Below are 22,969 nucleotides of genomic sequence, written 5' to 3'. Positions count from 1 at the left end.
CTCCGGTAGAAGGCATGAACCTGCGAAACGCTCCATAACGACAGAAGCTAACTCGGAGGATACGCCGACATTGCCTTTTCCACAGCCTCCCGAATCGCATCGGCCTGCTCCATCTGCGTGCCCTTGCGCAGGGTTTCGGCGCTGGAGCTCCAGACCGGCTGACCGCTTTGTGCGTCGAACATATCCACCTGAACCACCACGACCTGTTCCTGATAAGTGCGGACGATCGGCACCGTGTTGTACATGCCAACGCCGTTGCCATAACCACCGTGACCGCCGTAGTAGCCGCCGCCGTAATAGCCATAGTCGTCCTGGACCTGGCGCAGGCGGGTTTCCAGGCGCAGGTTGGCGCTGACAAACAGGTCCGCCGGGCGATTGTCATGCAGCGGGCGCAAACCGCGCTGATCGAGGGCATTGCTGACCGCTTCGGCGACCTGCGCCGAGTCGGCCCATGCGCTGCCCGGCGGCAGTTGCCCATTGAGCCAGGCCCAACTGCGGTAGCGACCGTAATCACGTGGCGCAGCCGGGTAAGCGCTGCGATCGAAGGTGTTGGCTGCCTGAGGCGGCGCCGGTGGCAAAGGGTTGGAGGTTGCCACATACGGGTTGCTGCCCTGACAAGCCGCCAACCCCAGACACAGAACTAACAACCCTGAACGACTGCTCATTTCATACTCCGATCAGACCGGCCGACAAATCCAGTGCAAATAACGCCCAAGCCCGGCAAAGCTTGGGTGACGACGATGGGCCAATTCCATTTCCAGCAAGTCCACCAGCTCGGCGCGGGCCTGGAATTCCACCGGCATGTAATCGTGAAAAACCCGAACGCCACTCTGGGTTTCGACTTGCCACAGACCTTCAAGTTGCGCCGCCAACTCCCGTGGATCAAGGGGCTGTTGCGGGGTCAGGCTTTGCTTCTCTCCGGCCATGTCGTTCTTGCGCATCTTGCGGAAATGGCCCTTGAGCAAGTTGCGGTAGATCAGCGCATCACGGTTATAAAAGGCCAGGGATAGCCAGCCGTCTGCCCTGGTCAGTTGATGCAGCACCGGCAGGATCGCGTGGGGTTCGGCCAGCCATTCCAGCACCGCATGACAAAGCACCAGATCGTAAGGTTCATTGAGTTGGCCGAGCAGATCCTGCCAGGGCGCCTGAATGAACGTTGCCGCTTGCCCGGCCTCGGCGAAGCGCTGGCGGGCGCCTTCGAGCATGGGCTCGGCGGGCTCGGCCAGCGTCACCTGATGGCCGCGTTGTGCCAGCCACAGCGACATGTGGCCAAGGCCGGCACCGATGTCCAGTACGCGCAGCGGGCGATCCGGCAAGGTTTCGGCCAGATCCGCCTGCAGCACTGCAAGCCGGATCGCACCTTTGGCGCCGCCGTAGATTTTCTCGGCGAAGCGGGTCGCCAACTGGTCGAAATGACGGTCGCTCATCAGCTGAATCTCCGTTCGCTGTCCGCCAGTTTGCTGCGCACCACTTCATTCATGTCCAGACCCAACTCGCTGCACAACAGCAATAGATAGAGGACGATATCGCCAACTTCCTGCCCGGCGTGGGCCAATTTGTCCGCCGGCAACTGGCGTGACTGGTCTTCGGTCAGCCACTGGAAAATCTCCACCAGCTCGGACATTTCGACGCTCGCGGCCATGGCCAGGTTTTTCGGGCTGTGAAATGGCCGCCAGTCATTGCGGTCACGGATGGCGTGCAGGCGTTCGGTCAGTTCAACAAGGTTCATCGGGTTCTCCTGAAGGCGTATAGCTTCGGGGGGATGGCGGATGAAGGCAAGCGGCAGAGGTGAGTCGTGGTCACGGGGTCGTTCCCACAGCCGCAAGACAACCCTCTATGCTTGTGGGGAACTCGGCGCCGCAATCGACAGCCCAAGGCTCAAGTCCGGCAACCCCGCCTTTCATTATCAGGACGCTCATTCCATGCAGGTAGAAGGTTTTTTCGAATGGCTCGGCCAGGCCCTCGGTTCCGTCATCCGTTTCATCGTTGATGGCCTCAGCGGCCTGTTCCAGATGATGAGCCGCGCCAGCAGCAATTTTGTCGAAGGCTTGTCCCGCGCCCTGGGCATGGACACGTCGATCATCAGCATCGCCACGCTGATCCTGGGATTGGTGGTGTTGTGGTCGGCGATCCGCGCCTTCATGAACGCCTCGTTCATCATGGGGATCATCTGGTTGATGCTGGGGCTCTGGTTGTTGAGCTGGGTGGTTCACTAACACCCTCGCTCCTACAATGGATCGCGGCAATCCAAAATGTGTCGCTACAATGCCCGCTCCTCAAGGAGCCTGCATGTCCAACCTGATTGCCGACTGGCGCGACCGCCCGACCCATCGCCGGGTCTGGGCGCTGGCTGCGCCGATGATCCTCTCGAACATTTCCGTCCCCCTGGTGGCGCTGGTCGACAGCACCGTCATCGGCCACCTGCCCCACGCCCATCAGCTCGGTGCCGTGGCGGTCGGGGCCAGCCTGTACACCTTTCTCGCCTGGGCCATGGGATTTCTGCGCATGGGCTCCACCGGATTCGCGGCCCAGGCGGCCGGGCGTGGCGATGGCGCGGCTCTGCGACAGATTTTATTGCAAGGGTTGCTGTTGGCCATGGGACTGGCCGTGGTGTTGGGTGCGCTGGGCGTGCCGTTGAGTGGCGTCGCCCTGCATTTCATGCAGCCGTCGGCGGAACTGGACCAAATGACCCGCGAGTTTTTCCACACGCGGCTGTTCGGCCTGCCAGCGGCGCTGGCCAGTTATGCACTGGTCGGCTGGTTCCTCGGCACGCAGAACGCCCGCGCACCGTTGGTGATTCTGCTGAGCACCAACCTGGTCAACATTGCGCTGAATCTCTGGTTTGTCCTCGGCCTGGAATGGGGCGTGGTCGGTGCCGCCCGCGCATCAGTCATCGCCGAGTGGACCGGCGCCCTGATCGGCCTGCTGATGACCCGCCAGGCCCTGCGCGCCTATCCTGGCCACATCGCCTGGGCCGCACTGGCGCTGTGGCAGAGCTGGCGGCCTCTGCTGGCGGTCAATCGCGACATCTTCATCCGCAGCCTGGCCCTGCAATCGGTGTTTTTTCTGATCACGGTGCAAGGTGCACGACTGGGGGATGCCACCGTCGCCGCCAACGCCCTGTTGCTCAACGGCCTGCTGCTGACCGCCCATGCACTGGATGGTCTGGCCCACGCCGTCGAAGCCCTCTGCGGCCATGCCATCGGGGCTCGTGACCGCGAGGCCCTGCGCCGCTCATTGGTGGTCGCCTGCGGCTGGTCGCTGCTGGCGAGTCTCGGTTTTGCCGCGTTGTTCCTGTTTGCCGGGCATCTGTTCATCGAGATGCAGACCGATATTCAAAGCGTGCGCGACACCGCGTTCATCTATCTGCCTTATCTCGCAGCGCTGCCGTTGATCGCGGTCTGGAGCTACCTGCTCGACGGGCTGTTCATCGGCGCGACCCGCGCCCGGGAAATGCGCAACGGCATGCTGCTGACAGTGGCGTTGCTGGTGCCGTTCGGTTGGGCGTTGCGAGGTTTCGGCAACCATGGCCTGTGGATAACCTTCCTGTTGTTCATGGTGTTGCGCAGCCTGACCCTGGGCGCGATTGCCTGGCGTCTGCGGCGCAACGATGGCTGGTTCGTGCAGATTCAGGGTTGAGGGTTCTGCCAACGGTTGCGCAGGAAATCGAGGCGCTCTTTCTGAGTGGCGCCCGGCAACGGCAGGTCGGGCACGGCCTCCGGGTGCTGCAAGCGTAGCCATAACCAGCCATCGAGCACCGTTCGCTCGCTGAACCCCAATGTCAGCCCTTCCTGGAGATGGGACCACAGCGTGCGGTAATCGGTGCCGGTGGATTTGAACCATTGCCAGGTGTGGTGCTCCAGCAGGCAGGTTTGCAGCCTTGCCTTCTGATGGGGACTGAGTGCTTCTTCGATCGCCAGCGGGCTGACGGCAAGCCCCGGATTGAGCAGCCGTTGCCAGCCCTGGCTGCCGTTGGCCCGGTCCGCCCAGGTGCCACCGAACCAGCGCAACTGGCTGATCGGCCCCAGCCAGCGACTCAGCTCCCCGGCGTCGCAGGCATCGAAGAAGTAACTGGCGGTGCAAGGGTTGTAGTAACTCAGCAAGGCGCGGTGATGCGCGCCGAAACCGACCGTGAGCATGCGCCGCAAGTGCGCCAGCAAGGCCGATGCCGATGTCTCGCTGATCAACAGCAGGCCACGCCAGTACCGCGCATCGCGCTGGCAAGCCCGGGCCAGAATCGGGCAGCTCCGCAGATCGATCAGGGCCGGGCCTTGCTCACGCAGCGCATGCCACTCCGTGCCTTCGAACAGCCAGAACCACCGCGCATGCGCAAACCGTTGCGGCAGGGCGGCCCCCGCTTGTGGCACACCCGGTGTATCCAGCAAAAACCAGAGCGGGGTCGATTCAGGCATCTCGACGGCGATCATGCCGCACCACTCTGGCCAAGCCGCAACGCCGCCCGACAGGTACAAAAAGCCTGTTCACAATGATTGAAACTGCCGCCCCCCGGAAGCAGGCACAGCAACAACAAGGGCTCTCCAGAGCACAGCCAGCCCTGAATACCTTCGGGCGGATCGTCGTCGATGGAGAACGAACCGGGTGTCTCGACCGCTTCGGGCATCTGCGTCGGGTGAAGCACGCCGATAATCAATGGTTGATCCGGATCGCCTTCGATGAAACTCACCACCACTTCCGTGCCTTCACTCAAGCGAGCGACGTTTGCCGCTTCCAGCTCCGGTGATATCGGCAGCCAACAGTGACTGGGGGCTGCCCCCTCGCCTTGATAAAGCCAGTCAAATTGCACCGCCACGGGCCTGGACGGATCGGGCCGGGGCTCATCGACCTCAACAATCCAGGCCCGTTGCAGGCTGTGCATGACCGGTTTGCGTGCAGAATGAGGCGACTCGAACGACGCCTCCCAACGCATCGCACGCACCTGGTTGCTGTAGGGAGCGTCCAGGTCCTGACTGCCCTGATGCTCGACATGGGTGAGCAACCACGATCGATTCCACTCGGTCACCGGATGTTCGGCGAGCGGCATCATCTGCCCGCTGCGCAGTGTCGGCAGGTCCGTGTGACATTGCGCACGCTGTACCTCACTCTGCGCGCATTGTCGAACCTCAAAACGACGCACCGCCGGTTGTTCGCCATCGCTGTTGAACAGCGCCCTTTCGCCACGAGAAAAACACCCCTGACCATCGGAAAACACCACGCAGTGTCCTCGCGGCCGATGTTCGAAGTGGTAGTGCAGCCGTTCCTGGGCACACAGGCGCTGGACGAATTGCAGATCCGATTCCCGGTACTGCGTACAGAAATCACGAGGCGGGTAATCAGCGTCCAGTTCGAAGCGCCGGTTCGGACCGACGATGCCGTGCTCCTTGAGCACCTGATCGAGGATTTGCGGCACCGAGCGGGCGCTGAAGATGCGTTGGCTGAAACGCTGGGAAAGGCAAGCCAACCGTGGGCCGAGGCGAACATGGCAGAGCCTGGCCAGCGGCCCATGGTCGCGCTGGACCAGTTCATGCAGCTGTCCATGCACTCGGTTTCCCGCTGGCCCGAAGTGCAGAGAGGCCGAACGGTACATCAGGCTGGAGAGGTCAAGGCTCAGGTCATCGATCAGCAACTCCAGGTCAAAGACGAATGGCTCGCTGATGGATTCTCTACCGGTAAAGGCCAGGACCTCGAAGGTGTCGGACAGACCAGCTACGTCCAGACGAAATGCGGGTTCGTTGACTGGATCGAACATCGGCGATTCTCTACAGGAGGGGCGGCCGGGGATTCTCGCCGAGAGACATGGCCGAGTAGAGAGGCGAAGTACAACTTAGGAAATGACCTACGCGAAAAGAGGACTAAATGGCCTGGATGGCCGAGGACGTAGGTCGTTTCGCTTAGAGAAAGAGAGGTGTCGCACCAGGTCATCTGAAATTTCCGCAGCGTACGGTAAATTTTCAGACAACCTGATGAGAGCGGGGCTTACCTCAAGAAGACAGGTAAGACGAACGGGTCAGGCCCAGACGCAGGGCATCGAGGAACTGGGTGCGCTCGCTGGCACTGATGCGGGCACTGGCGCACTTGTCGCGGTAGTGGGTCATCAGTTCTTCTGGCGACAGGTGCACGTAACGCAGCATGTCTTCGATGGTATCGTGGGTTTCGATACCCGCGTGATACACACTGCCGTCGGCGTTCTGATAGATGTTCACCGAGTCGGTGTCACCGAACAGGTTGTGCATGTCGCCGAGAATTTCCTGATAGGCGCCAACCAGGAAGATGCCCAGCAGGTAGTCTTCACCGTCCTTCAGCGCGTGCACCGGCAGACTGGTTTCGATGCTCTGTTCGTCGACGTACTGCTTGATCTTTCCGTCCGAGTCACAGGTCAGGTCCTGCAGCACGGCGCGACGCAGCGGCTCCTCGTCGAGGCGGTGCAGCGGCAGGATCGGCAAAACCTGGCCGATGGCCCAGGTGTCCGGCAGGCTCTGGAATACCGAGAAGTTGCAGATGTACTTGTCGGCCAGCTTGTCATTGAGTTCGTCGAGCACCTGGCGGTGGGAGCGCTGGCGCGCCTTCAACGAGTTGTGCAGGCGACGGCACACGGCGAAGTAGCATTGCTCGGCCAGGGCTTTTTCCGCCAGGGTCAGCTTGCCGTCGGCGTACTGCGAGGCCACATCGCTCATGTAGTGCGTGGCGCGCCAGTAGGTCTCGGTGACCATCTCGATGTCGGTCGGACCCAGCAGGTCCACCAGCCACTGCACGGTTTCCGGCAGCGCTTCCTTATTCTCGATCTGCGGCACGTCGTCGTTGTGTTTCTCGACGTCGGTGACCTGCACCACCAGCATGGCGTGGTGCGCCGTCAGGGAACGGCCGCTCTCGGAGAAAATGTTCGGGTGCGGCAGGCTCTGCGCGTCGCAGAACTCTTTGAGCATGCCGACCACGACACCCGCGTAATCGTCCATGTCGTAGTTGATCGAGCTGGCGTTACGCGAGTGCGTACCGTCGTAGTCGACGCCCAGGCCACCGCCGACGTCGATGTGATCCACCGGCAGGCCGAGGTTGCGCAGTTCGCCGTAGTAGCGAATCGCTTCCTTGAAACCGTGTTGGTAGTCCGCCAGGTTGGCGATCTGCGACCCCATATGGAAGTGCAGCAGGCGAATGCCTTGATCCAGTCCGGCAGCACGGAAACGCTCGACCACCGACAGCAATTGCGCCGCCGACAGACCAAACTTGGATTTTTCGCCACCGGTGTCCGCCCACTTGCTCGACGCCAGGGAGGACAGACGCACGCGCAGACCGACCTGGGGCTTGACCTTGAGCGACGCCGCTTCTTCGATCACCAGGCCGACTTCGGACTCTTTCTCGATCACGATGAACACGTTGTGGCCGAGCTTCTGGCCCATCAGCGCCAGACGGATGAACTCACGGTCCTTGTAACCGTTGCAGACAATGGTGCCGCCCTTCGGCGCCAGTGCCAGTACCGCCAGCAGTTCAGGCTTGGAGCCGGCTTCCAGGCCGATGGAGACGTTCTGGGTAGCGATGATGTTTTCGATCACCGCTTCCTGCTGGTTGACCTTGATCGGGTACAACGCGGTGTATTTGCTTTGGTATTCCAGGCGTTCGATGTTGGCGTCGAACGCACCGGTCAACTGACGCACGCGGTCTTGCAGAATGTCCGGGAAACGGACCAGCAGCGGCAAGGACAAGCCGCTTTTACGCAACTGGTCGACTTGCTCGAACAGGTCGATCGGCGCGCTGCTCGGGCCGTTCGGACGAACTTCGACGCGACCGGCGTCGTTGATCGCGAAATACCCGGCCCCCCAATGGCGAATCCCGTAAACACTGCGGCTGTCCGCAACTGTCCATTGGCTGCCATCGTCTTTGCGTGTGCGTCGTACGGACATCGAAGTCCCCTATAAAGAAGTCATAGTGCGTCGCCTGGATTCAGGCCGGCGCAGTCTAAAGAATGAAAATGACGGTTCGTCAACGAGGGGTAGACCCCGTCGACGGCAGTGAGTTTAGAAACCGGTCATGAACAGGCTCTGTGAAAACCATGATGACGACGCCAGACCTGACGTTCATCAGGACCGGGTCAAGCCACGGGTGGTTTTCACAGAGGCTGCTAGCCGCCGGATTTCTTCGCTTTGAAACCGTGTTTGGTCAACTCGGCCAAGAGTAGCTCGACATGGTCGCCCTGGATTTCAATGATCCCGTCTTTCAACGCCCCACCGGTGCCGCAACGTTTTTTCAACGTCGTGGCCAGCTCCTTGAGCGCGTCTTCAGCCAGCGGCACGCCGGTGATGGTCGTCACCGTCTTGCCGCCACGGCCCTTGCTTTCGCGACGCACGCGAGCGATGCCGTCGCCGGCCGGAATAACGGTCTGTTTGCAGATACAGGCGTCCACCGGTTTACTGCAATCCGGGCAATGACGACCTGCGTCGGTGGAAAATACCAGGCCACCGAGGGCGGCGAAGGATGCGGCTTTTTTGGCCACCGGCAATCCTCTTGGGAGGACAAAGACTGGTCGCAGCACTTGGGAAAGGCTATCGACCGCGAAACCCCACTCAGGCAGGGGCAGCGCTAGTGAAACAGTACATCACTGCAGGAGCTGGCTTGTCGGGTCGCCGCATCGCAGCGATGGACATCAACGATAACGCGCGGCACTCGGCAGCACGCGTCGTCCTTGCGTTTTTCGCGAGCAGGCTCGCTCCTACAAAAGGTCGCGCAGTGTAACGGCAAAAACGCCGATTGCTAAGAGCCAATCGGCGCCAATTTACAGCTCTTTTGCGACGTCGCCGCCGCGGGCCCTGAGATAGCGTTTCAGCGCGGCCAATGAGTCCGGGCAATAAGGCTTTTCGTCGATTTCCCGAAGCACTTCGTCGATGGGCAGAAAACGCGCTTCAAGCACCTCCTCCGGTTGCAGGACCAACGGACCGTCCCACACCGCCGAAAACGCTGAACACCAGAGCCGGTTGCCGGTGTCTTCGAAGAAAAAATGGTCATGGGCGGTCAATTCCACACCGCTCACGCCAAGCTCTTCTTCCAGCTCGCGGGCCGCCGACTCGGCATAGGTTTCGTCGGCCAGCACCATGCCGCCCGCCGCCACGTCCCAATATCCGGGATAAATCGCTTTGCTCAGGGTTCGACGGTGCACGCAAAGCTCACCGACGGAATTGAACAGCATGATGTAGGTGCCCCGTCCGATCAGCCCGCGCTCGCGCAGATCGGCACGCACCAGGGCTCCGAGCGGGTTGTCCTGCTCGTCGACCCAGGCGATCTGTTCAGCATCCGAAGCCGCCCGGTGGGCAGCCTCTTTGGCACTATCGACCATGACTCAGCCCTGATTCAGCAGTTGACGCAAATCGATCACCGCCGCATTGGCGCGGGAGATGTAGTTGGCCATGACCAGCGAGTGGTTGGCCAGCACGCCGAAGCCGCTGCCATTGAGGATCATCGGGCTCCATACCGGTTCCTGCGAAGCTTCCAGTTCACGGATGATCTGGCGCACGCTGACCGTGGCGTTCTTCTTCGCCAGCACATCGGCGAAATCGACCTCGATAGCGCGCAGCAAGTGCGACAGGGCCCAGGCCTGACCGCGTGCCTCATAGAACACGTTGTCGATCTGCATCCACGGGGTTTCGACGATTTCTTCGTCAACCTGCGGCGCCACACCCGGTGCCACGACTTCGGTTTTCAACGCCGTGTTGAGCTTGACTCGGCCGACACTGGCCGACAGGCGTTGCGACAGCGACCCCAGGCGAGTCCCGACGTCACCCAGCCAGTTGTTCAGGTTGTCGGCACGGGCATAGAACAGGGCCGTCTTCTGGTTCGGATCCGACAGGCGCGCCTGATAGCGACTCAGGGAATTGATGCCTTCCTGATACTCGGACTCACTGGACGGCAACACCCAGCTTTTATTGTCGAAGTTGAAACGCGGCTCGGCCTTGGCCAGATCGGCGTCTTCAGTGGACTGCGATTGCGAACGGGCGAAGTCCTTGCGCATCGCACGACTCAGATCACGCACCTGGACCAGCACGCCATATTCCCAGCTCGGCATGTTGTCCATCCACAGGCCCGGCGGGAAACGGTCGTTGGAAATGTAGCCGCCTGGCTTGCTCAGCAATGTACCGGCCACAGTCTTGAGGGTTTCGACCGTGGTATAGCCGACCACCATCTGCTTGCCTTCTTTCTCGGCCGCCATTTGGGCATTTTGCTGCACCGGAAACAGCGATGGCTCCTGGCTCCAGTACCAGCCCAGAATGCTCGTGACCACCAGGTAGATCACGAGCAGTGTGAGCAGCGCCCGACTGAACAACAGGCCGCCCAGATAACTGCGGGTAGCCGACTTCGGTTCAGCGGCACGTTCAGGCGCGCTACCGGCGCGGTTCTTCCAGTCCAGCATGGCGATATCCTTTCAATCACTTGGGTTCATCGGTTCGACCACAACCATACAACAACGTGCCTTGGCCCGGCACCCGCCGTTGGGTTGATGCTGAAAATTAGTCGCCTCGTTCGCAAAAAAACCCGGGGTTGCCGGCTGCTGACTGTCAGTGCCGGTATTGATCGGTTGTTTTTTGCGACGACGGCTCAGGGTCTGACAGAAAGCCTATAGGGGATTCCCCTACCCCCAAAAAAACGAAAATCGTCGCCAATCCATCCCGTCAAAACGCCGCGAACCGTTGCCGGGCAAGGCTGGAAAACCACCAGAATCGGCACCCTGCCAAACCAGAAAAACCCTGAAAGCCCCCGATCTAAAAGGCCCTCCAAAGAACAACCATCCAATTAAAGACCGCTCAGTCACAAACTGAATGAAGGCGCTTTACAGATTATTAACTGACAACACTCATGCAATCGAAAAGAGGTGCTAGCATAGAGCCACCAGTCGACCCTCAGCGTGCACCCTAACTAGTAGTCAGGATATGACCGAGCCAGAAGACCCCAGCCGCGAGCGCCTCAAGCATCACTTTGCCCAGCGGGTAATTCATCAAGCACGTCAGATTCTTGAGATATGGCAGCGCCTGCAGCGCAGCGAGTGGTCGACCAATGATCTGTCGGAACTGAGCGAGGCCAATCTGCGCCTGCTGCGCTTCGCCGAACGTTTCGAGCAACCGGAACACACGCAACTGGCACGCCATATCAGCCAGTCGCTGGAAGCTGTCGACGCCAATCGCGGACGACTGAGCAGCGGCCTGATCACCGACCTCAATCGCTTGATGCAGCGCCTGTCGCGCACCGGCCTGCGTCATGGCGATCAGCTCGACCAAACCTTCCTGCCACCCCTGCGCAAGCCGATCTACGTGATGCTGCAGGACCATGACCGTGGCGAACGCCTGGCCAAACAACTTGAGTTCTTTGGCCTCAGCGCCCAGTCCCTGGACAGCGTGGCGGCGTTTCGTTCCTCGATGGTCGAGCGCCTGCCGGCGGCGATCGTCATGGACGTGGATTTCAGCGGCCCCGGCATCGGCCTGCAACTGGCCGCCGAAGCCCAGGCAGGCCTCGATCAACGTTTACCGTTGTTGTTCTTCAGCCTGCACGAAACCGACACCCCGACCCGCCTGGCCGCCGTGCGGGCCGGTGGTCAGGAGTTTCTCACCGGCACCCTCGAAGCCTCGAGCCTGCTGGAGAAAATCGAAGTCCTGACCTGCGTCGCCCAGTACGAACCTTATAAAGTGCTGATCATCGACGACTCCCGCGCCCAGGCCCTGCACACCGAACGCCTCCTTAATAGCGCAGGGATCGTCACCCGGACCTTGATCGAGCCGATCCAGGCCATGGCCGAGCTGGCTGACTTTCAACCGGACCTGATCATCCTCGACATGTACATGCCGGCGTGCACCGGTACGGAACTGGCCAAGGTCATTCGCCACAACGACCGTTACGTCAGCGTGCCGATCATTTACCTGTCGGCCGAAGATGATCTGGACAAGCAACTCGACGCCATGAGCGAAGGCGGCGACGACTTCCTGACCAAGCCGATCAAGCCTCGGCACCTGATCACCACCGTGCGCAACCGCGCGGCACGGGCACGCAACCTCAAGGCACGGATGGTCCGCGACAGCCTCACCGGGTTGTACAACCACACCCACATTCTGCAATTGCTCGAAGACTGCTCGTTCCGCGCCCGTCGCGAGAACAAGCCGCTGAGCTTTGCGATGCTCGACATCGACCACTTCAAACGGGTCAATGACAGCCACGGCCACCCCATGGGCGACCGCGTGATCAAGAGCCTGGCTCTATTCCTCAAGCAACGACTGCGCAAGACCGACTTTATCGGCCGTTACGGCGGCGAAGAGTTCGCCATCGTCATGCCCGACACAGACCTTGAGGCGGCCTACCGGGTCCTCGATGAAATACGTCAGCGGTTTGCCGAAATTCATTACCCCGCTCAACCCCACGATCTTTGGTGCACCTTCAGTGCCGGGGTGGTCGAGTTGTGCGAACACTCGGACAGCCTGTTGATGGCCAGCCAGGCGGACGAGGCGCTCTATCGGGCCAAAGACGCCGGGCGCAATCGCGTACAGGCGGCCAGGACGTCAAAGCAAAGTGCCACTTTTTCATCGCAAATCACTCCATCCGTCATAACCCTGTAACAGAAACGCAATAAATTCAGGCGCTTACCACTCTGCCGTTGGTAGACACGATGCGCCTGAAGCTGCTGACCAATCTCAATACCCTTCTTTTAGTCGCCGTCTGCGTCGCCCTTGGCGCGACACTCTGGTGGTCGCAAAAGGCCCTCGAACGCCCCTATCTGTTGATGGAGCGATACCTCGGCCTGTCCCAGCGGTTTCAAAATGAAGTCGCGCGCAACGTCGAAGACTATCTCGCCAGCGGCGATGCCCTGCGCTTGAGCAGCGCCAGCCAGGCCATCGACGGCCTGCAAAAAGAGCTCGGCGAATTGCCGCCGGCCCTGGCCGAAACCTTGCGCCCCAGCCTGTCGACCCTGGACGAATTCAGCAAAACCGACCTGCTGGCCGCCGGCAAACTCGCGGGAGACCCGCAAGCCCTGTTGCTGCAAGCCGAACGGGAACTCGGCGCCAGCCTTGACCAACTCAGCCAGTACGCCAGCGGCAACGCGGCGTACCTGACACCATTGCTCGCCGCCGCCCAGCACCTGGGCAAACTTTCCCTGGCCCGGGACAAACTGGTCAGCAGCGGCCGCAGCGAACTGGCTGCCGATGTCGAGCGCGAAGTCGCCAACATCCGTGCCCAGGCTGAGCAGCTGGATACCCTGCCACTGCTGGGCGTGGCCGTCAGCGCTGAATCGAATACGGATGATTTCGCCGCCATGATGGGGCTGGAAAACACTGAAAAAGCCGTTGCGGAAGATGCCGGCGTCGGCCTCAAGCGAGAACTGAACAGCCTCCTCACCCGCTACCCGGCGGAACTGGCGCGTACCCGCGAGCAGATCCAGAAACGCGCCGACCTCAGTGCCGCGACCCACCTGAAAATCACCGCCGTGCAGCAAGTGATCGCCGGTCTTGAGCCCGTGGTACGCGCCCAACACGGACAGATCCAGAGCGAAGTGCGATTGATGCAAGGCGTGATGATCGGCCTGATTTTGCTGATCGCCCTGCTCATCGACACCCTGCAACGCAAGCTGGCCCGAACCCTGACCAACCTCGCTCCGGCCCTGTCCACCTGGGCCGAAGGCGATTTCAGTCGCGACATTCAATTGGGCAAAACCAACCGCGAACTGCAAGACATCGAAGCCTCGCTCAATCGCCTGCGCGCCTATCTGGTGGACCTGGTGGGCACCATTCGCCTCAACGCCGAGCAGGTCGCCGGCAGCAGCCGAACCCTGGCAGATTTGAGCAACGACCTGCACAGCGGCGCCGAACATCAGGCCGGTGACACGGCCATGATCCGTGATTCGCTCAGCGAACTGGAAGCGACCATTCAACAAGTGGCCGGCGATGCCAGTCAGGCTGCCGATGCCAGCCGCCACGCGGGCCAGGCCGTCGCGCACGGGCAGCAAGTCATCGGCCTGAGCCTCACCGGCCTGCATGCGCTGGTGGGTGAAGTGCAAGGCAATGCGCAGATGATCGAACACCTGGCCGAGGAATCGGCCACCATCGGCGGTGTGTTGACGGTGATCCGCTCGATTGCCGACCAGACCAACCTGTTGGCCCTGAACGCGGCCATCGAAGCCGCACGCGCCGGGGAAATGGGGCGCGGTTTTGCCGTGGTGGCGGAAGAAGTGCGCTCCCTGGCACAACGCACCGCCGGCGCCACGGGAGAAATCCAGACCCTGATCGCCGGCCTGCAAACGGCCGCGCGGCAATCGGTCGAAGGCATGCGCGCCCAGGTCGAACACGCCGAAGCCACCGCCAATCAGGCCCAGGCGGCCGACGGTGCACTGGATAAAATCGTCGGAGCGATCCAGACCATTTCCGAGACAGCCGTGCGCATTGCCGATGTCACCGCCCAGCAGAGTGGCGCTGTCAGCGAGATCCGCGATCACAGCGAGCGGATTCACCAACTGGGTGGGGATAACTTGCTGCGCATTGGCGAAGGGCGAGAGCAAGGGGAAAACCTGCTGGTGTTGGGCGGGCAACTGCATACGGCCGTTCAGGCGTTCCGCGTCTGACAGATTGCCATCGCGAGCTGGCTCGCTCCCACATTTGATTTGTGTACGCCGCAGATCCCCCTGTGGGAGCGAGCCTGCTCGCGATAGCGTCAGTTCACTCACTCCCCATCCTTGGCCCTGCATACCCGTCCGCCGTCCGCTATCATGCCCCCAATTCCGATACGCGAGATTGTCATGCGCCGTTTGCTCTGCCTGCTGCTTTTAGTGCTCGCCCTGCCGGCCACCGCCACCGGGCTGCTGGAGAGTCGGCCCAGTTCGACGCTGGGCTCGATCAACAACAGCGCCGATTTCCTGCCGGTGCGCGAAGCCTTCCAACTGAGTCTGGTGGAAAGCACGCCGCAATCGATCAAGCTGCGCTTCGTCGCCACCGAAGGTTATTACCTCTACCGTCACCGCTTTCAGTTCCGCGCCGATCCAGCCGATGTCGTCCTCGGCACGGCAAGACTGCCGGACGGGCAAAAGAAGCATGACGAGTACTTTGGCGACGTCGAGGTCTACCACGGCATTCTCGACGTGGAACTGCCGCGCACCGATCAACGCGCCTTTACCCTGGCCGTGACCTATCAGGGCTGTGCGGACAAAGGCCTGTGCTATCCACCCGAGACCGAACGCCTGAGCATCAACGGCGACGGCGCAACGCCAGCCCGTGACTGGGGCTGGCGCGAACTGGTGTTGTTCTTTCTCGCCGGACTGGGCCTGACCTTTACGCCCTGCGTACTGCCCATGCTGCCGATTCTTTCCGGCGTGGTGTTGCGCGGTCAGGTCGGTGGCTGGCGCGGGTTCAATCTGTCGTTGGCCTATGTACTGCCGATGGCCATCTGCTTCGCCCTGCTCGGTGCCTTGATGGGATTGTTCGGCGCGCAGCTCAACTTGCAGGCACGCCTGCAATCAGCCTGGGTGCTGGTGCCGTTCGCGATGTTTTTTGCCGTGTTCGCGCTGGCGATGTTCGGCGTGTTCGAACTCAAGTTGCCACACGCGATCAGCAGCCGACTCGATCGCATCGCCGGACGCACCGAAGGCGGTTCATTGTGGGGCGCCGCCGTGCTGGGCGTGGTCTCGAGCCTGCTGGTTTCACCTTGCGTCTCGGCACCTCTGGCCGGCGCGCTGCTATACATCAGTGCCAGCGGCGATGCCTTGGGCGGCGGCCTGAAACTGTTCATGCTCGGCCTCGGCATGGGGGCACCGTTGCTGTTGGTGGCCACGGGGGGTGCCGCCTGGTTGCCGAAAAGCGGGCCATGGCTGGTCTACGTGAAAAACGCGATTGGCGTATTGCTGCTGGGGCTGGCGATCGGTTTGCTCAGCCGTGTCATGCCGGGGCAGATCACCTTGCTGTTGATCGGTTTGCTGGCCGGTGGCGTCGGCCTGTTCATGGGCGCGCTGGAGTTCGTCTACAAACCCCCTCGAAAACGCCTGGGGCAATTGCTCGGGTTGTTTCTTCTGTTTTATGCGCTGGCCTGCTGGTATGGCGCGTTCAGCGGACAGGCCGATCCGTTCAACCCGATCGGTCAGACGCGCACGGTTGCCGGCAACCCGCCAGCGCCCAACAGCAATGCATGGCAGACCGTCAGCACCCCGGCCGATCTCGACCGCGCACTGGCCGAAGCCCGCGCATCGGGCACTCCACTCCTGCTGGACTGGTACGCCGACTGGTGCATCAGTTGCAAAGTCATCGAACACGAAGTGCTCAACGACTCCACGGTTGTGGAACGGCTCAAGGACTACCGGCTGATTCGCTTCGACATCACCGCCAGCAATGCCGAGCAACGCGCCCTGCTCGACCGCTACAAACTGTTCGGGCCTCCGGCACTGATGTTTTTCGGCAAGGACGGCGTCGAACGTGCGGAAGTACGGGTGATCGGCGAGATCAATGCACGGGACTTCGCCGAACGTGTCGCCAGGGCGAATGACCGGATTTAATCAAGCGGTCATATATTTCGCGCAAACATCGGTCATCGTGCTGCCTATTGCAGAGAACTGGACAGTCACAAAGGCTTTGCGGCATAGTCGCCGGGTTCTGACAACTGCACACGGATAACAAAGGAACAGCCGATGGCGACCCTACTGGTTCTGCACGGACCCAACCTGAACTTGCTTGGCACCCGTGAACCGGGCACCTACGGCGCCACGACGCTGGCGCAGATCAACCAGGACCTGGAGCGCCGGGCCCGTGAAGCCGGCCACCATTTGCTGCACCTGCAAAGCAATGCCGAGTACGAATTGATCGACCGCATCCACGCCGCTCGCACTGAAGGCGTGGACTTCATTTTGATCAACCCAGCAGCTTTTACGCATACAAGTGTCGCATTACGTGACGCGTTGCTGGCGGTGAGCATCCCATTCATCGAAGTGCATTTGTCTAACGTGCACAAACGCGAACCTTTCCGCCATCACTCTTACTTCTCCGACGTAGCGGTGGGAGTGATCTGCGGCCTTGGCGCCAGCGGTTATCGACTGGCCCTGGAGGCCGCCCTAGAGCAGCTTGAAAAACAGGCAAAAGCTTGAACAACAAGCGTTAAACGCCCCTGACCGACCCTTGGGAGTTGATGATTCATGGATATCCGTAAAGTTAAGAAACTGATCGAATTGCTGGAAGAGTCCGGCATCGACGAGCTCGAGATCAAGGAAGGCGAAGAGTCCGTACGCATCAGCCGTCATAGCAAGACCCCGGCTCAGCAGTACTACGCACCGGCTCCAATGCATGCCCCGGCTGCCGCGCCTGTCGCTGCCGCTGCTCCGGCTGCCGCTGCAGCCCCTGCTGCTGCGGCCGCACCAGCGCTGAACGGCACCGTTGCCCGTTCGCCGATGGTCGGCACGTTCTATCGCAAGTCTTCGCCAACCTCGCCGTCCTTCGTTGAAGTCGGCCAGACCGTGAAGAAAGGCGACACCCTGTGCATCGTTGAAGCCATGAAGATGATGAACCACATCGAAGCTGAAACCAGCGGTGTGATCGAATCCATCCTCGTCGAAGACGGCCAGCCGGTTGAGTACGACCAACCGCTGTTCACCATCGTTTGAACCGCGGAGAGCCTTTGATGACTGCGAAGTTGGAAAAAGTTCTGATCGCCAACCGCGGTGAGATCGCACTGCGGATTCTGCGCGCCTGCAAAGAGATGGGCATCAAGACCGTCGCCGTTTATTCCAAGGCTGACAAGGAACTGATGCACCTGGGCCTGGCAGACGAATCCGTCTGCATCGGTCCGGCATCGGCCGCCCAATCCTACCTGCACATCCCGGCGATCATCGCCGCGGCCGAAGTGACCGGCGCCACCGCCATTCACCCGGGCTACGGTTTCCTCGCGGAAAACGCCGACTTCGCCGAACAGGTCGAGAAATCCGGCTTCGCCTTCATCGGTCCGAAAGCTGAAACCATCCGCCTGATGGGCGACAAGGTTTCGGCCAAGCACGCCATGATCGCCGCCGGCGTGCCGACCGTTCCGGGTTCCGACGGCCCGCTGCCGGAGGACGAAGAAACCGCCCTGCGCATCGGCCGTGAAGTCGGTTACCCGGTGATCATCAAAGCCGCTGGCGGCGGTGGTGGTCGCGGCATGCGCGTTGTGCACAAGGAAGAAGACCTGATTTCCTCGGCGAAACTGACCCGTTCCGAAGCGGGCGCAGCGTTCGGCAACCCGATGGTCTATCTGGAAAAATTCCTGACCAACCCGCGCCACGTGGAAGTCCAGGTACTTTCCGACGGCCAGGGCAACGCCATCCATCTGGGCGACCGCGACTGCTCGCTGCAACGCCGTCACCAGAAAGTTCTCGAAGAAGCGCCGGCACCGGGCATCGACGAGAAGGCTCGCCAGGAAGTCTTCGCCCGCTGCGTCAAGGCGTGCATCGACATCGGTTACCGCGGCGCAGGCACTTTCGAGTTCCTGTACGAGAACGGTCGCTTCTACTTCATCGAGATGAACACTCGTGTCCAGGTAGAGCACCCGGTATCGGAAATGGTCACCGGCATCGACATCGTCAAGGAGATGCTGAGCATCGCCGCCGGCAACAAGCTGTCGTTCACCCAGGATGACGTGGTCATCCGCGGTCACGCGCTGGAATGCCGGATCAACGCCGAAGACCCGAAAACCTTCATGCCGAGCCCTGGCACGGTCAAGCATTTCCACGCCCCGGGCGGCAACGGCGTTCGCGTCGATTCGCACCTGTACAGTGGTTATGCCGTTCCGCCGAACTACGATTCGTTGATCGGCAAGCTGATCACCTACGGCGCAACCCGTGACGAAGCCATGGCACGCATGCGCAATGCCCTGGACGAGATCGTGGTCGACGGGATCAAGACCAACATCCCGCTGCACCGCGACCTGACCCGCGATGAAGGCTTCTGCAAAGGGGGCGTGAACATTCACTACCTCGAGCACAAGCTGGCGGGCGAGAAGCACTAAGCTTCGACCTCATCAACAAGGCCGCCTTCGGGCGGCCTTGTTGTTTCCGGATACTTCATTTAACGAATCACCAGCGCCCCTGTGGGAGCGGGCTTGCCCGCGATAGCGGTGTATCCGTCTACGATTGATATCGGATGTGCCGGCCTCATCGCGAGCAAGCTCGCGCGCACGGGGTATGTGTTGATGCTCGGACCAACCCACTCCCACAAAACCCCCGCGCTCGCGTAAACTTGCGCGCTTCTCGCAGCCCGCTAGGCTGCAATCAATACTTTTCAAAGGTGCCCGCCATGCCTTGGCTGCAAGTCCGTCTCGCCATCAGCCCAGAACAAGCCGAAACCTACGAAGACGCTTTCCTTGAAGTGGGCGCCGTGTCGGTGACCTTCATGGACGCCGAAGATCAGCCGATCTTCGAGCCGGAACTCAATACCACGCCACTGTGGTCGCACACCCACCTGCTGGCCCTGTTCGAAGGCGGCACCGAAGCTGGCCCGGTACTGGCCCATCTGGAACTGCTGACCGGCAGCCCATTGCCCGAGCACCACAGCGAAGTGATCGAAGACCAGGACTGGGAACGCAGCTGGATGGATAACTTCCAGCCGATGCGTTTTGGCCAGCGCCTGTGGATCGTGCCGAGCTGGCACGCCGCCCCCGAGCCTGAGGCGGTCAACCTGTTGCTGGATCCGGGCCTGGCGTTCGGCACCGGTACCCACCCCACCACCGCGCTGTGCCTGGAATGGCTCGACGGCCAGGACCTGAAAGGTTGCAATGTGCTGGACTTCGGCTGTGGCTCGGGGATTCTGGCGATTGCCGCCCTCCTGCTGGGTGCGAAGGAAGCCGTGGGCACCGACATCGACGTTCAGGCGCTGGAAGCTTCCCGCGACAACGCCGGACGCAACAATATTGCCGAAGAGCTCTTCCCGCTGTATCTGCCGGAAGATTTGCCGCAGGTTCAGGCCGACGTGCTGGTTGCCAACATTCTCGCCGGCCCGTTGGTGTCCCTGGCACCGCAGCTGTCCGGACTGGTCAAGACGGGCGGTCGCCTGGCGCTGTCGGGCATCCTCGCCGAGCAAGGCGAAGAAGTCGCCGCCGCCTATGCCAAGGACTTCGACCTGGATCCGATCGCCAATCGCGATGGCTGGGTGCGCATCACCGGTCGTCGGCGCTAGAATGAGCCTCTGCATAATCCGGATCGCCGCATGACCGACAGCTTCGTCACTCAGTGCCCGCATTGCCAAACCAGCTTCCGCGTCAGCCATGCTCAGTTGAGCGTGGCTCGCGGCGTTGTTCGCTGCGGCTCATGCCTGCAGGTGTTCAATGCCGCCAAGCAGTTGCTTGAGCAGGCCGGCAAGGAGCCTGTCGCACCGGTCGTCCCGGCCACCGTCGAAGCACCGCCACCCGCAGAACCGCGCGCCATCAGCCAAAAACAATGGACAGCCGCCGAGCTGGACCTCGACAGCCTCGACCTCGACGAAGAACTGGCCCGACTCGAGCAGCGGGAAATCCAGCCGACCACGGAGTTCACCCGGCATCGCGAAGACACGCTCAGCGCCCGTCGCGACACCGCCGAGACCGAAGAGCCCTGGTCCGACAGCCTGTTCAGCGAATCGGCTGCCGATCGCGCCCAGACCGAAGAAGAGGATTTGCCGGAACCGGAGCAGGTCCCGAACAAACCCTCGCGCACCGAACCTTCACTGTCCCTGGAGCCCGTAGAACCGGAGGACGAAGCAACACCGCCACAACTGCGCCTGCACGACCCGCTCGACACACCGGTTCATCATGAACGCCTGTCGGCCACTGCAAGCGACGAACATGACGACGACCTGCCCTCGATCGAGCCATTGCGCAAGCGACGCGAACGCAGTGAACCCGGCGTGCGCACCGACGTGTTGCAAGACCTGACCGATGATCCGCTGCAACTCGACTGGCAAAAACGTCGCTCCCCGTGGGGTCGCCGACTCTTCTGGCTACTGCTGATCGTGCTCGGCGCCGGTGCGCTCGCCGGCCAGTACGTTGCTTACCACTTCGATGAACTGGCACGTCAGGACCAATACCGTCCGTGGTTCCAGCAACTGTGCCCGCAAATCGGCTGCACAGTGCCATCCAAAGTCGACATCGCCAAAATCAAAAGCAGCAACCTGGTGGTGCGCAGTCACCCGGAATTCAACGGCGCCCTGGTGGTCGACGCGATCATCTACAACCGCGCGCCCTTCTCCCAGCCATTCCCGTTGCTGGAACTGCGCTTTGCCGACCTCAATGGCCATCTGATCGCCAGCCGTCGCTTCAAGCCCGCCGAGTACCTGAGCGGCGACCTCGAAGGCATGGCCGAAATGCCCCCGCAAACACCGATCCACATCGCACTGGACATTCTCGATCCAGGCGCCAAAGCGGTGAACTACAGCCTCAGCTTCCACTCGCCGGAGTGAAACCGTTCACCGATCCCGAATTGACGACAACTTTCTGACTTTATCCGCCCGGACCAAACCGCTGGCGATAACGGAATAACTGTTCAGATTTTGTTCAATTCAGCCTTTATCCAGTCATCGAGAGCGGGTATCATGCCAACCCTTTTTCGAACTCTCATGATCCGGCCCCACAACAGGGAAGTCCTATGTCGGCGGTACGCATCGGCCCATACACATTACACAACGGCTTGATTCTCGCCCCCATGGCGGGCGTCACCGACCAACCCTTTCGTCAGCTGTGCAAGCGACTGGGCGCGGGGCTAGTAGTCTCGGAAATGGTCACCAGCGACATGAGCTTGTGGAACACCCGCAAGTCGCGCATGCGCATGATCCACGAAGGTGATCCCGAGCCACGCTCGGTACAGATCGCCGGTGGTGACGCACAGATGCTGGCGGATGCGGCCCGGGCCAACGTCGAGCTGGGCGCACAGATTATTGATATCAACATGGGCTGTCCGGCAAAAAAAGTCTGCAACAAGGCTGCCGGCTCCGCCCTGTTGAAGGATGAGGCATTGGTTACCGAGATCCTGCAGGCCGTCGTGGCTGCGGTTGATGTGCCGGTGACCCTGAAGATCCGTACCGGCTGGGACCGGGACAACAAGAACGGCCTGACCGTGGCGAAGATCGCCGAGCAGGCAGGCATTACGGCGCTGGCGGTCCATGGCCGCACCCGTGCCGATCTGTACACCGGTGAAGCCGAGTACGACACCATCGCCGCGATCAAGCAGGCGGTGTCGATGCCGGTCTTCGCCAATGGCGACATCGACTCGCCAGAGAAGGCCCGATACGTGCTTGATGCGACCGGTGCCGATGGCCTGCTGGTTGGTCGGGCTGCCCAGGGGCGGCCATGGATTTTTCGCGAGATCGACCATTTCCTGCGAACCGGCGAGAAGCTCCCGGCGCTGGAACTGATCGAAGTGGAACGCATACTGCTAGAGCATCTGGCTGCGCTTCACGCCTTCTACGGAGACGTAATGGGCGTACGCATTGCTCGAAAGCATGTGGGCTGGTATCTCGCAACCTTGCCGGGCGCCAGGGAGTTTCGCGCCCACTTCAATCGTTTGGAAGATACGGAAGCACAATGCGCCAACGTTCAGGGCTTCTTCGCCGAACGTTACAAGAGCCTGACAGGGGACGGAGAGGGGGTGGCCGCATGACGATGATGACCGAGACTTTAGTGAGTGGAACAACACCCGTGAGCGACAACGTGAATTTGAAACAGCACCTCAATACCCCGAGTGAAGAAGGCCAGACCCTTCGCGGGAGTGTCGAGAAAGCGCTGCACAATTATTTCGCCCACCTTGAGGGCGCTGCCGTCACGGATGTGTACAACCTGGTGCTCTCCGAAGTCGAGGCTCCCCTGCTCGAGTGCGTGATGAACTACGTCAAGGGCAACCAGACCAAAGCCAGCGAGATGCTCGGGCTGAACCGAGGCACGCTGCGCAAGAAACTCAAGCAGTACGATTTGCTGTAAGCATTCAATCAAACCAGAAAGGCGCCCGCGTAAAACCGGTCGCCTTTTTTGCTGACTCCTTTGCTTT

At 61.1% G+C, this 22,969-nt stretch carries 21 protein-coding genes; 12 read left to right on the top strand and 9 right to left on the bottom strand.

Annotated elements, in window-relative coordinates; all coding sequences use genetic code 11:
* Nucleotides 1-47 precede the first annotated feature (47 nt).
* From JQF37_RS16005 to JQF37_RS15995, 3 genes are read right to left on the bottom strand one after another with little or no spacing between them, the layout of a single operon-like run.
* Nucleotides 48-665, bottom strand: coding sequence for a DUF4136 domain-containing protein (locus JQF37_RS16005; RefSeq protein ID WP_103403254.1), 618 nt, complete (start codon nt 663-665; stop codon nt 48-50).
* Between the two features lie 12 nt (nt 666-677).
* Nucleotides 678-1,427 carry a methyltransferase domain-containing protein gene (locus JQF37_RS16000; RefSeq protein WP_130206434.1) on the bottom strand — a complete coding sequence of 250 codons (750 nt, stop codon included), beginning with the start codon at nt 1,425-1,427 and terminating at the stop codon, nt 678-680.
* On the bottom strand, nt 1,427-1,729 hold the full coding sequence (locus JQF37_RS15995; RefSeq protein WP_130206432.1) for a MazG-like family protein: 303 nt from the start codon (nt 1,727-1,729) through the stop codon (nt 1,427-1,429). Before JQF37_RS15995 ends, JQF37_RS16000 begins: the two co-directional genes overlap by 1 nt.
* Before the next feature lie 193 nt (nt 1,730-1,922).
* Here JQF37_RS15995 and JQF37_RS15990 point away from each other — a divergent pair, with 193 nt between their 5' ends.
* Both JQF37_RS15990 and JQF37_RS15985 read left to right on the top strand, forming a co-directional pair.
* Nucleotides 1,923-2,216 carry a hypothetical protein gene (locus tag JQF37_RS15990; RefSeq protein ID WP_103403256.1) on the top strand — a complete coding sequence of 98 codons (294 nt, stop codon included), beginning with the start codon at nt 1,923-1,925 and terminating at the stop codon, nt 2,214-2,216.
* Nucleotides 2,217-2,289: 73 nt separating this feature from the next.
* Nucleotides 2,290-3,639, top strand: a complete 1,350-nt coding sequence (locus JQF37_RS15985) for an MATE family efflux transporter (protein WP_130206430.1) — start codon at nt 2,290-2,292, stop codon at nt 3,637-3,639.
* On the opposite strand, the gene JQF37_RS15980 is transcribed toward JQF37_RS15985, so the two are convergent.
* The 6 genes from JQF37_RS15980 to JQF37_RS15955 all read right to left on the bottom strand — a co-directional run bounded on the left by JQF37_RS15980 (nt 3,630) and on the right by JQF37_RS15955 (nt 10,390).
* Nucleotides 3,630-4,427, bottom strand: coding sequence for a DUF4123 domain-containing protein (locus JQF37_RS15980; RefSeq protein WP_130206428.1), 798 nt, complete (start codon nt 4,425-4,427; stop codon nt 3,630-3,632). The genes JQF37_RS15985 and JQF37_RS15980 overlap by 10 nt on opposite strands.
* Entirely contained in the window at nt 4,424-5,746 is a 1,323-nt protein-coding gene (locus tag JQF37_RS15975; RefSeq protein ID WP_130206426.1) for a contractile injection system protein, VgrG/Pvc8 family, read from the bottom strand. Before JQF37_RS15975 ends, JQF37_RS15980 begins: the two co-directional genes overlap by 4 nt.
* Before the next feature lie 232 nt (nt 5,747-5,978).
* A complete protein-coding gene (gene speA / locus JQF37_RS15970) occupies nt 5,979-7,892 on the bottom strand; it encodes an arginine decarboxylase (protein WP_047536999.1) in 1,914 nt (637 codons plus the stop codon).
* Nucleotides 7,893-8,110: 218 nt separating this feature from the next.
* Complete coding sequence (locus tag JQF37_RS15965; RefSeq protein WP_103403260.1) at nt 8,111-8,482, bottom strand: translation initiation factor Sui1; 372 nt, start codon at nt 8,480-8,482, stop codon at nt 8,111-8,113.
* Nucleotides 8,483-8,761: 279 nt separating this feature from the next.
* The gene (locus JQF37_RS15960) at nt 8,762-9,319 is read right to left on the bottom strand and encodes an NUDIX hydrolase (RefSeq protein ID WP_130206424.1); all 558 of its coding nucleotides are present in this window, start codon (nt 9,317-9,319) and stop codon (nt 8,762-8,764) included.
* Between the two features lie 3 nt (nt 9,320-9,322).
* The gene (locus JQF37_RS15955; protein WP_130206422.1) at nt 9,323-10,390 is read right to left on the bottom strand and encodes a DUF2333 family protein; all 1,068 of its coding nucleotides are present in this window, start codon (nt 10,388-10,390) and stop codon (nt 9,323-9,325) included.
* 517 nt (nt 10,391-10,907) lie between these two features.
* Between JQF37_RS15955 and gcbA the strand changes: the two genes are divergently transcribed.
* The 10 genes from gcbA to fis all read left to right on the top strand — a co-directional run bounded on the left by gcbA (nt 10,908) and on the right by fis (nt 22,902).
* On the top strand, nt 10,908-12,578 hold the full coding sequence (gcbA, locus tag JQF37_RS15950; RefSeq protein ID WP_130206420.1) for a diguanylate cyclase GcbA: 1,671 nt from the start codon (nt 10,908-10,910) through the stop codon (nt 12,576-12,578).
* Between the two features lie 50 nt (nt 12,579-12,628).
* Nucleotides 12,629-14,575: a methyl-accepting chemotaxis protein gene (locus JQF37_RS15945; protein WP_130206418.1), complete on the top strand. Its 1,947-nt coding sequence runs from the start codon at nt 12,629-12,631 to the stop codon at nt 14,573-14,575.
* 174 nt (nt 14,576-14,749) lie between these two features.
* Complete coding sequence (locus tag JQF37_RS15940; RefSeq protein WP_130206416.1) at nt 14,750-16,492, top strand: protein-disulfide reductase DsbD; 1,743 nt, start codon at nt 14,750-14,752, stop codon at nt 16,490-16,492.
* A 132-nt stretch (nt 16,493-16,624) separates the two neighbouring features.
* On the top strand, nt 16,625-17,077 hold the full coding sequence (aroQ, locus tag JQF37_RS15935; RefSeq protein WP_130206414.1) for a type II 3-dehydroquinate dehydratase: 453 nt from the start codon (nt 16,625-16,627) through the stop codon (nt 17,075-17,077).
* Between the two features lie 48 nt (nt 17,078-17,125).
* Nucleotides 17,126-17,590 carry an acetyl-CoA carboxylase biotin carboxyl carrier protein gene (accB, locus tag JQF37_RS15930; RefSeq protein WP_095964766.1) on the top strand — a complete coding sequence of 155 codons (465 nt, stop codon included), beginning with the start codon at nt 17,126-17,128 and terminating at the stop codon, nt 17,588-17,590.
* A 17-nt stretch (nt 17,591-17,607) separates the two neighbouring features.
* Nucleotides 17,608-18,966, top strand: coding sequence for an acetyl-CoA carboxylase biotin carboxylase subunit (gene accC, locus JQF37_RS15925; RefSeq protein WP_130206412.1), 1,359 nt, complete (start codon nt 17,608-17,610; stop codon nt 18,964-18,966).
* Between the two features lie 287 nt (nt 18,967-19,253).
* On the top strand, nt 19,254-20,132 hold the full coding sequence (prmA, locus tag JQF37_RS15920) for a 50S ribosomal protein L11 methyltransferase (protein ID WP_130206410.1): 879 nt from the start codon (nt 19,254-19,256) through the stop codon (nt 20,130-20,132).
* Between the two features lie 30 nt (nt 20,133-20,162).
* The gene (locus tag JQF37_RS15915) at nt 20,163-21,389 is read left to right on the top strand and encodes a DUF3426 domain-containing protein (RefSeq protein WP_130206408.1); all 1,227 of its coding nucleotides are present in this window, start codon (nt 20,163-20,165) and stop codon (nt 21,387-21,389) included.
* Nucleotides 21,390-21,574: 185 nt separating this feature from the next.
* Nucleotides 21,575-22,585: a tRNA dihydrouridine synthase DusB gene (gene dusB / locus JQF37_RS15910; RefSeq protein WP_056852460.1), complete on the top strand. Its 1,011-nt coding sequence runs from the start codon at nt 21,575-21,577 to the stop codon at nt 22,583-22,585.
* Nucleotides 22,582-22,902, top strand: coding sequence for a DNA-binding transcriptional regulator Fis (fis, locus tag JQF37_RS15905; protein ID WP_015093301.1), 321 nt, complete (start codon nt 22,582-22,584; stop codon nt 22,900-22,902). The genes dusB and fis overlap by 4 nt, the downstream gene beginning before the upstream one ends.
* The last annotated feature ends 67 nt before the right edge of the window (nt 22,903-22,969 follow it).

Source organism: Pseudomonas sp. MIL9 (assembly GCF_016887925.1).
Taxonomy (GTDB): Bacteria; Pseudomonadota; Gammaproteobacteria; order Pseudomonadales; family Pseudomonadaceae; genus Aquipseudomonas; species Aquipseudomonas mohnii.
This window is presented reverse-complemented; position numbering and strand designations above follow the sequence as displayed.